11 protein-coding genes are annotated in these 13,610 nt (G+C 54.6%); 3 read left to right on the top strand and 8 right to left on the bottom strand.

What is annotated here, in order from left to right; all coding sequences use genetic code 11:
• The first annotated feature begins 240 nt into the window (after nt 1-240).
• Nucleotides 241-1,113 (top strand): alpha/beta fold hydrolase, encoded by an 873-nt coding sequence (locus tag D4L85_RS22805; RefSeq protein WP_160143929.1) that lies wholly within the window; start codon nt 241-243, stop codon nt 1,111-1,113.
• 33 nt (nt 1,114-1,146) lie between these two features.
• Nucleotides 1,147-1,731, top strand: coding sequence for a DUF7010 family protein (locus D4L85_RS22800; protein WP_119756473.1), 585 nt, complete (start codon nt 1,147-1,149; stop codon nt 1,729-1,731).
• Nucleotides 1,732-1,839: 108 nt separating this feature from the next.
• Here D4L85_RS22800 and D4L85_RS22795 read toward each other — a convergent pair whose 3' ends face one another.
• Both D4L85_RS22795 and D4L85_RS22790 read right to left on the bottom strand, forming a co-directional pair.
• On the bottom strand, nt 1,840-3,132 hold the full coding sequence (locus tag D4L85_RS22795) for an ABC1 kinase family protein (RefSeq protein ID WP_119756472.1): 1,293 nt from the start codon (nt 3,130-3,132) through the stop codon (nt 1,840-1,842).
• A 16-nt stretch (nt 3,133-3,148) separates the two neighbouring features.
• A complete protein-coding gene (locus D4L85_RS22790) occupies nt 3,149-3,865 on the bottom strand; it encodes a TetR family transcriptional regulator C-terminal domain-containing protein (RefSeq protein WP_119756471.1) in 717 nt (238 codons plus the stop codon).
• Between the two features lie 72 nt (nt 3,866-3,937).
• Between D4L85_RS22790 and D4L85_RS22785 the strand changes: the two genes are divergently transcribed.
• Nucleotides 3,938-5,140: a tetratricopeptide repeat protein gene (locus D4L85_RS22785; RefSeq protein WP_119756470.1), complete on the top strand. Its 1,203-nt coding sequence runs from the start codon at nt 3,938-3,940 to the stop codon at nt 5,138-5,140.
• A 9-nt stretch (nt 5,141-5,149) separates the two neighbouring features.
• Here D4L85_RS22785 and ligD read toward each other — a convergent pair whose 3' ends face one another.
• The 6 genes from ligD to D4L85_RS22755 all read right to left on the bottom strand — a co-directional run bounded on the left by ligD (nt 5,150) and on the right by D4L85_RS22755 (nt 13,564).
• Nucleotides 5,150-7,477 (bottom strand): non-homologous end-joining DNA ligase, encoded by a 2,328-nt coding sequence (gene ligD, locus D4L85_RS22780; protein WP_119756469.1) that lies wholly within the window; start codon nt 7,475-7,477, stop codon nt 5,150-5,152.
• A 13-nt stretch (nt 7,478-7,490) separates the two neighbouring features.
• The gene (locus D4L85_RS22775) at nt 7,491-8,234 is read right to left on the bottom strand and encodes a DUF4184 family protein (RefSeq protein WP_119756468.1); all 744 of its coding nucleotides are present in this window, start codon (nt 8,232-8,234) and stop codon (nt 7,491-7,493) included.
• Between the two features lie 154 nt (nt 8,235-8,388).
• Nucleotides 8,389-8,937, bottom strand: a complete 549-nt coding sequence (locus D4L85_RS22770; protein ID WP_119756467.1) for a carboxymuconolactone decarboxylase family protein — start codon at nt 8,935-8,937, stop codon at nt 8,389-8,391.
• 1 nt (nt 8,938) lies between these two features.
• Nucleotides 8,939-9,493, bottom strand: coding sequence for a carboxymuconolactone decarboxylase family protein (locus D4L85_RS22765; protein WP_119756466.1), 555 nt, complete (start codon nt 9,491-9,493; stop codon nt 8,939-8,941).
• Nucleotides 9,494-9,505: 12 nt separating this feature from the next.
• On the bottom strand, nt 9,506-10,762 hold the full coding sequence (locus tag D4L85_RS22760) for an MFS transporter (protein ID WP_119756465.1): 1,257 nt from the start codon (nt 10,760-10,762) through the stop codon (nt 9,506-9,508).
• Between the two features lie 30 nt (nt 10,763-10,792).
• A complete protein-coding gene (locus D4L85_RS22755; RefSeq protein ID WP_119756464.1) occupies nt 10,793-13,564 on the bottom strand; it encodes a TonB-dependent receptor in 2,772 nt (923 codons plus the stop codon).
• Nucleotides 13,565-13,610: the final 46 nt, after the last annotated feature.

Raw genomic sequence — 13,610 nt, 5'->3', positions numbered from 1 at the left:
CCAAAGTAAAGCATCCCGGATCAAACCCAATAATCCCGTTGACCAAACGCTGCAATCCATTGACCATCCGTAGCCAACGGCATTTTCGGGGGATGAGCCTGCCCCGAAGGAGGGCTCCGGTGGGCGCAAATACCGGGCAGCGTAGGTTCGTCAGTTCTTTGAAGCAGTTAGTCAATAAAAATTTACGAGGCGGAATCGGGGCCGTTCCTTTGGCTTATGAAAACGCAAAACACCAACATTATGAAACGCATCTACTCTCTCCCCGCCATTGGCCTGCTGTTGTCCTTCTTGCTGGCCAACCTTATCGCCAACGGTCAGACACATTTCACGGTGAACGTTACCGGCAAAGGGAAACCCATGATCCTTATCCATGGACTGTATTGCACCGGCGAAGTCTGGAAGGAAACTGTAGCACATTACCAGGATCGCTATGAATGCCATGTGGTTACACTGGCCGGCTTTGGCGGCAATGCCCCTGCCCTGAGCGACCATTTTATGGAAGACGTGAAGAACGACCTCGTCGCTTATGTGAAGGAAAAAAAATTGAAGAAGCCCGTCATCATGGGCCACAGCATGGGCGGGTTCCTGTCGTTCTGGACCGCCGCCAGCGCACCGGACCTGTTTGAAAAAGTGATCGCCGTAGATGGCCTCCCCTTTCTGAGCGTGTTGCAATCGCCCGGCGCCACCGGTGAAAGCATGAAGCCCATGGCCGAGAACATGAAAGCCGCCATGGCCAAACAAACCCCCGAACAAATCAAGAGCAATCAACTCCGCATCCTGGCCAGCATGATCTCCAGCTCCGATCGCGTGGCACAGGTAGCCGAGATCGCCTCGAAGGCCGACCCCGCCACACAAGCCGAAGTGATGTATGAGATGTTCACCACCGACCTCCGCCCGCAAGTAGCCGCCATCCAAAGCCCTGTGCTTTTGCTTGGTGCATGGAGCGCCTACAAGGATTATGGCGCCACCCACGACGGCTCGCTGGCAGCCTACCAGGCGCAAGTGTCTAACATCAAAAATGCAAAGGTGGCCATCAACGATACGGCAAAACACTTTATCTTCTACGACGAACCGGCATGGTTCTTTGAAACCGTAGATGGCTTCTTGAAATAACCCCCAACATTCTCACCTTAAACCACAAAACGCATGGAACTGAAAGAACTTCTTCGCCAGGAAAAACGAAACGCATTCCTCAAGGCCAACGGCGGCCTGGCCCTGCCCGCCGCCGGTTTTCTCTACTGGCTTGCGTTGGGTATTGCCGGCCTCTACCTGTCGCCACGGATGTGGTTTCCGGTGGCCGCATTCACGTCGGGCCTGATCTTCCCCCTGGGCCTGTTGTTAGCCAAGCCGTTGAAGTCGGACATCATGAACAAGTCGGCCTTGACTGACCTGTTGTTGCCGGCCTTCATTTCCATGCTGATGTTTTGGCCCCTGGCGTTTGCCGGAGCGCAGACCAACCTCTCTTTTGTTCCGCTGGCTATCGGGGTGGGTATGGGCATTCATTGGCCAGTGATCGGATGGGTGTACGGACGGTGGCTGTACCTTGGCCACGCCGTTGTGCGCACCGTGGGGGCTACCGCCTTGTGGTATGCTTTTCCCGACGCCAGGTTTGTGATGGTACCTCTTTTTGTGTCGGGGGTGTATTTGATCACGGTGTTTGTGATCAAGGCGGAGGTGAAACGGGTGCAGGCACAGGGTGCACTTCAGACCGTAAGCCAGCCTGTGGTTTAGATCATTATCTGCCAGGATCTCAGCAGATTCTCCCTGGTGAGCAAATAAAAGACGCAAGCCCGTGCATCGAAATATGCACGGGCTTGCGTCTTTCTTTATCTGTTGTTTCTAGTAAGCGGTTTTAATCGTGGCCTTCAGATCGTGAAGAATGGTATACAATCCAAAGTAGGTGCGATTGATATACACCGCATCGCTCACGCCCCTCGCCTTTTTTGAATCGCGCAATTCCTTCATCGTGGAGAGCTTCTCTCCAAAAGAAAAGAGCTCCTCGAAATAGGCATTATCGGCAAAGTCGAATTGTTCGGAGCGGAACGGGCGGCTGAGCAGCTCGACCAGCTTCACGAAAATGCCCGTGAAGAATTCCTTCTCCTTTGGCGTGTCTTCAGGATAGACGAAACGCAGGTCGCTGAACACCTTTTTCTGGACAGCGGCGTCTGTTAATATTTTGCTGTCGAGGAGTTGGAAGTAGATGTTGTAGAAATCTTCGGGGATCTCTTTCACGCAGCCGAAATCGATGATGCCGAGTTTGTAGTCCGGGGTGATGATGAAGTTGCCGGGGTGCGGGTCGGCGTGGACGGCGCGGAGGGTGTGCATCTGGAAATGGTAGAAGTCCCACATGGCCTGTCCCAGGGTGTTGCGGGCTTCCTGGGGAATCTCTTCCGTGAGGGCCTGGCCGAGGGGTTTGCCTTCCAGCCAGTCCATGGTGAGCACCCGGGCCGACGAATATTCGGGATAATAGGTGGGGAAGAGAATGTTTTTGACGCCTTTACTCTTCTCCGACAGGTCCATAGACCGCTTTAACTCAAGGGTATAGTCCGTCTCCTCCAGCATGCGCGATTCCACTTCCTGGATAAACTCATTGTATTCTACCGGATTCAATTTGAACATGGTGAGCGCGATGGGCTTCACCATGGCCAGGTCCGACTTCACACTGTCGCCGACGCCGGGATATTGGATCTTGACGGCGAGCTTTTTGCCCTTCAGCGTGGCCTGGTGCACCTGCCCCATGGAGGCGGCGTTTACCGCTTTGGTGGTGAAGGTTTCGAAGATCTTGTCGGGGGACTTGCCGAAGTATTTTTGGAATGTTTTTACGACCAGTGGATACGACAGCGGCGGCGCACTGTATTGCGCCATGGCAAACTTTTGCTGGTAGGCAGTGGGCAACAGGTTTTTATCCATGCTCAGCATCTGGGCCACTTTCAGGGCGCCACCTTTCAGTTCGCTGAGGGAGTTGTAGATGTCTTTGGCATTGTCGGCGTGCAGTTGGTCGCGGTCGGTTTCGCCGGTAACGAGCTGTTTGCCGTAGTGCTTGAGATAGTTTGTGCCGATCTTGGCCCCGGCAGACAGGAACTTTGAGGCCCGTTGCACTTTGGTGACGGGTATGCGATCGAATTCTTTCACGTTATCAGGGGTAATGTCACTTCTTGTTCTGGTATAGGAACTTGGCAAAGTCCATGGCCGAGTCAACTGCGCCCTTGCCGATGAGATCGAATGCCAGGTTTACAGATTTCTCCACGGCGGCATCCGTTTTTTCGAAGCCGGGGCTGTCGTCTTCCTTCCAGAAGAGGAGGATAAAGCCCTGGTGCATCCAGAAAAGTTGCGGGTAGCGCTTGTCGAGCAAAGGCCGGGTGGCCACTTCGCCGTTGCCTTTGCCTTCATTGAGGAGGGTTTCGAAGAAGGTCTCGAACTCGGTTTTAAAGCCTTTAATATAGTCCGGTATGAGTTCCAGTTTGCGGGAATGTTCCAATTGATAGAGCACGTAGCTGCGGTTGTTCTTCAACTCTTCCAGCAGCGTGTAGTAGAAGGCCAGGATCTTTTCGCGGGTGCTGAATTCGGCAAACGTCTCGTCTGCCCTCAGGCGGGTGATGGTTTTGTCGATGAAGCCTTTCCAGATCTGCTTTTCGAGGCCGTCGAACGAGCCGTAGTGGCTGTAGAACGCTTCCTCTTTGATGCCCAGGTCGAGGCAAAATTTGTAGACCGATGCAGGGCGCTGGCCCTGGGTCAAAACATATTCCACATAGGCGGTTCGAATGCGTTCCCCGGTTTGGGTGTTACCCTTGTTTTCCGATGTAACTGTTGCGCCGGAAGCTGATGAGGTTCCGGATTTTTGGGTTGATTTTTTTGCAGCTGCCATACACGTAGTTAAACATGAATTCCAAAAAAGAGTTTACACTTTGCCGCAGAATATTTCGTTAAATTTCCCGGCATGAGAGCGCTCCTGACCCTAACGATTCTATTCCTTTCAACGTATTCCTGGGCACAGGAAAAGAAATCGACGACACGTCAACGTTTTGAGCAGGCGATCGCGGCCTACGACGCAGGAAAGTTTGCTGAGGCGCTGCCGCTCTTCGACAAAACGCTGCAGGAAGCTCCAGGCAATATGGACGCCTACCTGTTGCGCGCCGCCACCCGCGAACAATTGAACGATCTGGCCGGCGCCAACACCGACTACAGCATTTACCTGGAACACTACCCTGACCGTGCCGACGCCCTCTACAGCCGCGCGCAGGTGCTGTTCCGCCTGGGACTGTATGCCCAAGCCAAAGACGACTTCACCAAACTGCTCACCCTCCACCCCGGTGAAACCACCACGGTGTACTTCAACACTTCGGCGTCGGCCACAAGCAAGAACCAGGTAATGACCATGCAAGGCCCCATGCAAGCCCCGCTCTACAACTACCTCGGCCTGACCGAAACCAAACTCAAAAACTACAAGACCGCCATCCACTGGATCGACTCCGCCATTCAACTTCAAAGCAAGGATGCCGACTATTACGTGAACCGCGGCATCGCCAAAGAGGGATTAAAAGACTCCACAGCCCTCGCCGACTATCAAAAAGCCTTGAAGATCAACCCACAACACGCCGTCGCACTACACAACATCGCCATCCTGAAGCGAAATGAAGGCAAAAAAGACGCCTCGCGCGACCAACTGGAGGCCGCCATCGAAAGCGACTCCAGCATGCTCTACCCCTACCTGGAACGCGCCAACCAACGCCTGGAAGGCGGCTACTACAAAGGCGCCCTCGACGACTATGACAAAGCCCTCACCATAAACGACAAAGATCCCCGCATCTGGACCAACCGTGGTATCGTGAAGGAAAGGCTTAATGATTTGAAAGGGGCTTTCAGCGATTACACCCAGGCTATTGAATTGGACGAGAAATTTGACAAGGCTTGGTTGAATCGGGGTAATGTGCTTATTAAGCAGAGCCGGTATAAGGAGGCTGTTGAAGATTACACGATCGTGCTACTTTATAATGCTGAGTCAGCTACGGCTTATTACAACCGGGCGATCGCGAAGCAGAAGCTGAAATTACTTACCGAGGCGTGTGATGATTTGAAGAAGGCGGAAGCCTTGGGGCAGGCGGTGACGGAGAAGATGAAGAAGGAGTTTTGTAAGGAATGAGGCGCCTTGTTACAGATCCGGTCGCAACCTTATAAACACAGGCTCTCTGAACATATTGTCCGGCGTAAGCTTAGAGTAACTTATTTCCACTATCGTAACCGGCTCCAGCCACGTAGATATTTTTTCATCCAGCAATTTGCCAATGACGTCCGGCTTGGGGGTTGTCTCCACCTTTTTCAGCACCTCAGAAATCTCCTTCATCGTGGCATCATCAAACCCGGTGCCGACTTTGCCGCGGTAGTGTAACTCCTTGCCTATGCGCTCGGCGATGTGGAGGGCGCCAAAGGTTTGGCCGCGGTTGCCTTTGCCAGGGGTGTAGCCGATGATGACCGCTTCGGCGGACTCACGGATCTTTACTTTCAGCCAGAGGTCGGTGCGGCGGCCGGGCATGTATTTGCTGTCGGCGCGCTTGGCCATGATGCCTTCCAGGTTGTGTTCGCGGGCGGCTTCCAGGAGCGATGGGCCGTCGTCGACGTGTTCGCTGACGCGGTAGGGTGTTTCGGGGCGGATGGTGTCGGCCAGCCACTCTTTACGGCGGATGAGGGGTTCGTTTACCAGCGACCGGCCATCGAGGTAGAGGCAGTCGAAGATGTAGCAGAAAGCGGGGTTGGACTTGGTCAGCTTCTGGATGTTGGTTTCGCCGGTGCTCATGAGGCGGTTGATCACGCGCTTAAATATGGGTTTGCCGGAGGGATCCAAGCACACGATCTCAGCGTCGAATAAAGCGTTGGTGGCGCGAAAGGCTTTCTCGCCGATCTGAAGTTCGGGGAACTGCGCGGTGACGTCGCGTTGGTTGCGTGTTTTGATCTTTATGTGGCCGTCTTCCAGCGTGACGAGGGCGCGGATGCCATCCCACTTGATCTCATAAAGGTAGCCCTCGCCTTTCGGCACGACGGCGTCCTGGTCGGCCAGCATGGGTTCGATGTCTTGATGGAGGTAGTCGACCTGGGGTTGGTCTACGCGCTCGAGCAGCCACTCTTTTTCTTTCATTTTGTGGATGCGGTATTCGCCGTTCACCTCCTTGCTGTTGAGCCGGAAATAGAAGCCGTCTTTTTTGTCTTTGGTGATCTGGTATTTGCCCAGCGCATAGATCCACATGTCGCCGGCGCCGTATTGGCCTTTGGGGATGGCGCCGTCGAAGGTGAGGTATTCCAGGGGATGGTCTTCGGTTTGCACGGCCAGGCGTTTCACCCCCGGGTAGGGCGGCAATCCCTTTGGCACGGCCCAGGATTTGAGCACGCCGTCTTTCTCCAGCCGCAAGTCATAGTGCAATCGCGAGGCATGGTGGCGGTGCACCACGAATTTACTCCCCACCACATCGGGCGTGGCGCCTGCGGGTTCGGGGGTTTTGGTGAAGTCGCGTTTTTTTGTGTAGGTCTCCAGTTGCTCGGGCGATTTGTGTTTCGTTCCGGCCGGGTTGATGTTTTTCTTTTTGGCCGTCGGTTTGGGGCGGTGGGTGTGGATGGGGACGGCGTAGGCATCGAAGCCTTGCCAGGCATCGCCATCGCGCATCACTTTTTCCACCGCGGTGTGGATGTTGAATTCCAGCGGGCTTTTCACCTGCTCCAACTCATCCCAAGTCAACGGCATGGATACCGGCGCGCCGTTGCGACCCCGCAAACTATAAGCCGACACAATGCTTTGGCCGGAGCGGATTCGGAAGATATCGACGAGCACGCGGCCTTTCCGGGCGTCTTTCTTGATCTGGAGGGTGACGTCGTTGGGATACTTCTCCACGAAGGGTTTGGCGATGTCCTGTGCGGCTTCAAACACCGTGTGAAAGTCGTGCGTGGCTTCGATGGGGCAACAAATGTGCAGCCCCTTCCCTCCCGTGGTTTTCACAAACGGCGTGTAGCCGTAACTCTCCAGTACCGTTCTCAGCGAAAGCGCTATGGGTATTAATTTCGGAAAGGAATAGCCTTCCGGCGGATCGAGGTCAAACACCATGTAGTCGGGCAAATCATAACTCGGCTTGCGACTGTGCAATTGGTGGAGCTCCAAGGAGGCCAGGTTGGCCAGCCACACCAGCAACGCCGGCTCGGTGGCAATGATATAGTCTTTCTTTTCTTTTCCCAGCGTCACAAACTCGATCCACTGCGGCGCCCATTCGGGGCGGTTCTTTTGGTAGAAGCTTTCGCCCGTAATACCGTCGGGATAGCGGATGAGGGTGAGCGCGCGGCCGTTGGCGTAGTTGAGCAACGTGGGAGCGATCTTGAGATAGTATTCGATGATCTCCGCCTTCACGACGTGGTCTTCGGGGAAAAGGACTTTCTCGAGGTTGGAAAGTTCCACTTCGCGTTTGCCTACCTGCGCCCATTGTGATTTTCGCTTCGCCACCGGTTTCGTTGGTTTAGGATGATGCTTTGTTGTTGTTAAAGTTAATCCATCCGCACAACACCAACGCCACCAGGAAGCCGGAAATGGTAGTCACCACGGCATTGCCCAGGTGATAGTCGGACGACTTGATCCAAAACCGCAAGGCTACCACGATCAACGTTATCACGACCAACAGTGCCCAATAGTCAATCCGCGGATTGTACAGTCTCGTGATCCTGCTGTAGGTCGGTTTTTTTGCCAGCAAATACACCAGCACAATGAACAGTCCCACGCCGCTGCTGATGTTTTGCAGGGCATAGAAAAGCGGGTACCGCACGCCATCGTAGTGGACGTGAACCGTTTGGTAGACCTCCATTTCCTGAACAAAGAATCCGGAGTTATGGGTAAAGTTGTCCCACAAAAGATGAGAGGCTATCCCTATCAGCGCCGACGTCACAAAGATGGTGGCGTGCGATCTGAAGTATGTTACGAAATCAAGTGCGAGCGTATCCTGAAATTTGCGTTGAAGAGAAATCGGCAGGTTATGGATGGCGTTGCGTTTTACGACAGCATGAAAGAGCCAGGCCAGCAGGAACGTAACGGGTAGGTCGAAATACAGGATTCCCCAGAAGGTGTGGCCGTGGTGGCCGTTCACGCTCATTTTGAAAAAGTACTCAAAGTCGGGCGCCATGCTGCCGATGACGAGCGCTGTGGCCGAAACGTAACGCCAACGGAGAAGGGGAAGGACAAGGGCCGGATGTGCGGGCGTGAAAGGCATTTTTCCTACTACAATTTTGGTGAAAGTAGGAAAAATAAATTAACCGCACGGCACCGGGACTTTGGGGGGAGACACAGAGAGGGTTTGTGTTTCCTTTTCGTCGCCGGGCCGTAGCGGTCAAACTTCACGCTCTAACCCATAGGCGGAAATAAGATCATTTATACAGGTCGAAATTCACATAACCATCTGCGGCGCGTTGGGGGCCGCGCTTCACATAGATCTCGCGATCCTGTGGTGCCCAGGTATCCAATCCATCAACATACCGGTTGAACATGCAAAAGGCGGCGGCGATCAGTACCGTGTCGTGTATTTCGCGATCGGTCGCGCCCAGGCTACGGGCTTTCTCGACCTGCTGTGGCGTCACGTTCTTCCCTCCTTTTTGAACGCTGCTCGCAATGGCCAGCAGCGATTTCAATTTGCCGGACAGCGGCATGGCTTCATAATCTTTTTTGACGTTGTCGATAAAGGCCATATCGCATTGCAGGTAATGTTGCGCGATGCCCCCGTGAGCATTCTGGCAAAAGAAGCAGTCGTTCAATGACGATACGTATGTGGCGATCAGCTCGCGGTCGCCGCGCGACAACGAGTTTTCGCTGCGAAGCAATACTTCTGCCAGTTCGTTCAGTGGTTTGGCGGTCTCCGGGCGGAAGGCCATGGGGCCGCGTATGCCGGGCAGTTGTGCATCCAGGGTGATGTGTGGCATCTTAGTTTGCAGGTTGTGGATGTGGTAAAACATATCCCATGGTGGCCATGCGCTTGCCCATGGGAACATAGTCTTCAAAGTTCGTGGGCGTGTAGCTGGCGAGCCCATCCACGTAGCGGTTGAACATGCAGAAGGCGGCGGCGATCAGCACGGTGTCGTGGATGTCGCGGTCGGTGGCGCCGTGTTTGCGGGCCTCGGCCACATCATCGGCCGTGACGGCCTTGCCACTGATCTGCACCTTGCCGGCGATGTTCAACAGGGCTTTCATCTTTTCGGTGACGGGCGCGGTGGCCACGTTTTGGATAACGCAATCCACCACTTCGCCTTCGGAACCATAGAGTTCGCGCGCCGCCGCAGCGTGGCTGCTCATGCAAAACATGCAGTCGTTGCGCGACGACACGTGGGTGGCGATGAGCTCGCGTTCGGCCGGGGTGAGCGGCGAAGGATCGCGCAGCAGCACTTGCGCCAGTTCATACAGGGGCTTGCCGGTTTCCGGCCGGAACATCACCAGACTCCGGATGCCGGGTACACCTTCAGGTACTTTTATGTGTGCCATAATTTTTAAAGTTTAAGGTTTAGGATCAGCAGACGATTCGTCTTTTGTCAAAGACAACGTCACCAATCCGATCAGAAATACAACCGAAAAAGTAAGGATGGCATTGCCATAGCCATTCAGCGAAGTGACCAGCGCCCCGATGAAGAACACAGCAACCGCCGTAACAATGCGACCGATATTAAAGCAAAAGCCGGTGGCCGTAGCACGAATGTCTGACGGGAAAAGCTGCGGCACATAGGCCGACAACAATCCCTGGCTGATGCCAAAGAACAAAGCGAGGCAAGCGATCTCGGCATAGATCACCGGAGAGAATGACGTATTGAACTTGAACAGCAATATCGCCAGGATGAAGCACCCGCCAAAGCAAAGCATCATCGCCTTGCGCACACCCAACGCGCGCGCTACCCAACCGGAAAAGAATCCGCCGGTAAGACCACCGGCGCCCAGCAGCATCATGGACAGACCCCGTTGTGATTGACCGTCGGTTCCCACCAACAGGCTTTGCACCCAGGTAGGCAGCCATGAAAAGGTAGCCCACAAGCCGATGAGCATAGACCCGAAGATGAGCGAGCCCCGCACCAGGTTACCCTGGTGAAGTTGCGCCTTCTTAAACAAGCCATCTCCCGTGGGATTGAGACGCGACGCTTTCCATTTCTCCGATTCCTGCACGACCCAAAACGAAAGCAACGCCAGCCCTACCGGCAACGCACCGATCAGGAAACCTTGCCGCCAATCGGAAACAACAAAGTTCACCAGGCCTGCGGAAAATATACCGACCGGGAAACCGATCGAAAGGATGCCAATGGCAATAGCACGTGTGCGCTCCGGCCAGACTTCCGAGAGCAAGGTGGCGGAGATCACCAGCACCCCTCCTACGCCAAAGCCTGCCAGCAAGCGGCAGGCCACTACCATTTCCCATGAAGAAGCAAAGCCCGTGGCGATGGTGAAGGCCCCGTATAAACCTACGGCCAGCACCAGGGCTTTCGCTCTTCCCATGCGATCGCTGATCAGCCCCCAGGTGACTCCCCCGAAGGCCCAGCCCAGAATATAGAGGGCATTGATGTAGGCACTCACTTCGCTAAGACGCGCCGCGTCCACGGTGCCCAACAAGTCGCGCACCACCACGGGCAGGTAAACGGACATGAGCGTGGACACGGTGCCGCCGAATATGTTGCTCAGCAAACATATCCCAAACGTGAACCACAGGCCTACACTCACATTTTCCGTAGCCTGCAACGACGCTGCCGGCAAGTCTATATCTGTTTTCATAAGATCGTTTTCCACTCTGGATTCCAAAACCTATTTCATGAGTTGGTCAAACACAATGCTCACATAATACACCGCGCCGATAGAAGGCGAACCGTATGCCTGGTACACCTGGTTGTTGAACACGTTGTTGGCGCCCAGCTTCACGATGGATTTGATGGGCGACATCTTGTAGCTCAACTGCGCGTCTACAATCGAGTAGGCGTTGATGGTGCCGGGGCGCAATTGGTTGAAGGTGCTGGTCCACTCGAAGGTGTCTTGCCAGCGCCAGGCCACGTTGAAGCCGATGTTCTTGGCGATCTCGGTGTTTCCAAACGTTACGGTAGTTCTGTATTTCGGTGTATTGAATGCCGGGATGTCGTTGGGATTGGCGTTGCGCAAGTTGAAGTCAGCCCAGGTACCGTTGGCCCCCAGGGTATAGTTGCGGGGAAGCAGGTAGGTGAAACCCACCGTTGCGCCCTGCGACGTTACGCGCTCGCTGGCGTTTGTGTAGAGCTGATACAGGTGGCTGTTGCCATTGAGCAGATCCATGGCAGCGTCGGGATTGATCTTGCCATCTGGCCCTAATACGGAATGGCTGAGGGGTTGCATCACCACTTGGTTCAGGATGAAGTCGTTGTAGCTGCTGAAGTAATAGTTGGCGTCGACGAGGAGATTGTTGTTGAGCAATCCTTTGTAGCCTATTTCGAAGGTTTGTACGCGCTCGGGTTTGATATAGGGTACATCCGATTTCACCAGCAGGTCTTTGGTTTGCATCACCGCTTGTTGTGGCGGGGTGCCTGAACCTACGGCTGCACCAAATGCGCCGAAGAAGGGACCGAGCGACGTGGAGGTGAATGTGTTTTCATACACATTCATGCCTTTGCTGTTGTCCGGTACGCCCCCGAGGATGGTGATGGGACCTGCATTCAGCTTGATGTACTGATCGCCGGGTGTAGGATTGCGGAAGCCGGTCTGGTACGAGGTGCGGAAGTGGTGATTGGTCGCCACGGTATATACCGCCGAGGCGCGCGGCGTGAACCGGCCTTCGAAGTTCTGGTTCTTGTCGAAGCGCAGGGAGGCCGTGAGCTTCAGCTTTTCGTTGATGACACGCTTGGAGGCCTGCACAAATGCGCCGCCTTCTTTGATGGTGATCTTGTGGTCCTTGTCGTCGAACAGTGTGCCGTTGGTGAACATATCGTACATGCGGAAGTTGCCACCGGCCAACAGGTCGAACACTTTGATCTTGCTGCTGAAGTCGTATTGACCTTCTGCATGGTAGAGCTTGCTTTGGCTTAGGATGCCCGCTCCGGCCAAACCTTGTGTAGCAATGAGTCTGTCTTTTTGGGCATTGAAATCAGCAGAGCCCGGTAAGAATCTGTCTTGGTCCGCGAAAGCACGCGCGGCAGAATGGCTGCCGGCCGTTACGTTGGCAATGTCGCCGATGTAGGCTTCGCGATACCGCGTAAACCACATGTCGTCGGCCTGGGCTTCGGGAACGATGTTGCCACTGAGGTCGCGTACCCAGGTTTTGTTGATGAGTTGCCCAAGTCCCTTCCCGTTGTAGGAATCTTTAGAGTCTTCAAGGCTGGCATAGGCGCGCACGAAATAGTTGCTGCCCTTCAATTCCACGCGGTGTTGCTGGAAGTTGAAGTTGTTGAGCATAAAGCGGTTGCTGCCCGTGTAGGCGGCGCGGCCTTGATTGTAGTTGTATTGATAGATCAACTCCATGTTGTCGTTGATGCGGTAGTGGAGTGCGCCGTTCAGCTTCACGCTGTAGCTGTTGTAGTTCATGAGATCGCGTTCTTCGTAGCCGGTGCGCGATACGCGACCCACATCGGCAAGCTGGCGGGCTTCGTCGTCGCCGTAGATGTTGAGGGCGTTGCGGGCGGGGTTGTTGTCGCCGCGTTGCTCGGGCGATGTGCCGGGATCGACGTCCGTGTAGTTGGTGGCATACCAGTCGAGGCCCGTGAAATAGGAGGCGTTTACTTTGAAGGCAAACTTGTTGTTAAAGGCTTTGGCATAACGCACGGCAAAGTCGTAGAGACCATGCGGGTCGGCATATTGTTCGTTGATGTGGTTGACCCCCACGCGCGCCTGGGCGCTGAGGCCCTGGTATTGGAACGGGTTTTTCGTGCGCATCATCAACACGCCATTGAAGGCCACAGGACCATAGAGCGCGGAGGCGGAACCGGGAATGAGTTCGACGCTTTCCATATCGAGATCGGACGAGCCGAATAAATTGCCAACAGCAAAATTCAATCCCGGTGTCTGGTTATCGACGCCGTCTACCAATTGCAGGAAGCGCGAGTTGCCGGTGCTGTTGAAGCCGCGGGTGTTGATCTGCTTGAAGGTGAGCCCGCTGGTGACCATCTCTACGGACTTCACATTCTGAAGACCTTCGTAGAAGCTGAACGAAGGTGTTTCGCGGATCGCCCGCGTATCCATCTTCTCGATGCTGACGGGTGATTCCAAAATGCTTTCTTCCACACGCGAGGCAGTGACCACCATCTCGTTGAGCAGTTCGGTTTGGGATGAGAGCCCGATGGCTACGGGCTGACTGGCCGAGCTCACGGTCACTTCCTGTTTCTGGAATCCTACACCGGTCACCACAAGGGTCAACGGTAAGGCTGCGGTCGTATTCAATTTAAAATTCCCATTCTCATCCGTCGTCGTTCCGGTGAGTTTTCCTTTGATGACCAGGGAGGCACCGCTGACCGGCGCATTGGTGCCGGAGTCGGTGATCGTGCCCGTGACCGTGTTGACGGTCTGGGCGACGAGGAGCGTGGGAAGTGTGAGACAAACAAAGAGTAAAAGTTTTTTCATAGGGGGCGGTTAAGGTATTTGGTAGTGGGGATAGGTATATGAAAGG

The sequence above is a fragment of the Chryseolinea soli genome, assembly GCF_003589925.1.
GTDB classification, from domain to species: domain Bacteria; phylum Bacteroidota; class Bacteroidia; order Cytophagales; family Cyclobacteriaceae; genus Chryseolinea; species Chryseolinea soli.
This window is presented reverse-complemented; position numbering and strand designations above follow the sequence as displayed.

Coding starts and splice junctions, on each gene's coding strand:
- D4L85_RS22770 (WP_119756467.1), bottom strand. CDS start 8,937: ATGCCACACATCACCCTGGATGCACAACTGCCCGGCATACGCGGCCCC.
- D4L85_RS22775 (WP_119756468.1), bottom strand. CDS start 8,234: ATGCCTTTCACGCCCGCACATCCGGCCCTTGTCCTTCCCCTTCTCCGT.
- D4L85_RS22805 (WP_160143929.1), top strand. CDS start 241: ATGAAACGCATCTACTCTCTCCCCGCCATTGGCCTGCTGTTGTCCTTC.
- D4L85_RS22790 (WP_119756471.1), bottom strand. CDS start 3,865: ATGGCAGCTGCAAAAAAATCAACCCAAAAATCCGGAACCTCATCAGCT.
- D4L85_RS22765 (WP_119756466.1), bottom strand. CDS start 9,493: ATGGCACACATAAAAGTACCTGAAGGTGTACCCGGCATCCGGAGTCTG.
- D4L85_RS22760 (WP_119756465.1), bottom strand. CDS start 10,762: ATGAAAACAGATATAGACTTGCCGGCAGCGTCGTTGCAGGCTACGGAA.
- D4L85_RS22755 (WP_119756464.1), bottom strand. CDS start 13,564: ATGAAAAAACTTTTACTCTTTGTTTGTCTCACACTTCCCACGCTCCTC.
- D4L85_RS22785 (WP_119756470.1), top strand. CDS start 3,938: ATGAGAGCGCTCCTGACCCTAACGATTCTATTCCTTTCAACGTATTCC.
- D4L85_RS22800 (WP_119756473.1), top strand. CDS start 1,147: ATGGAACTGAAAGAACTTCTTCGCCAGGAAAAACGAAACGCATTCCTC.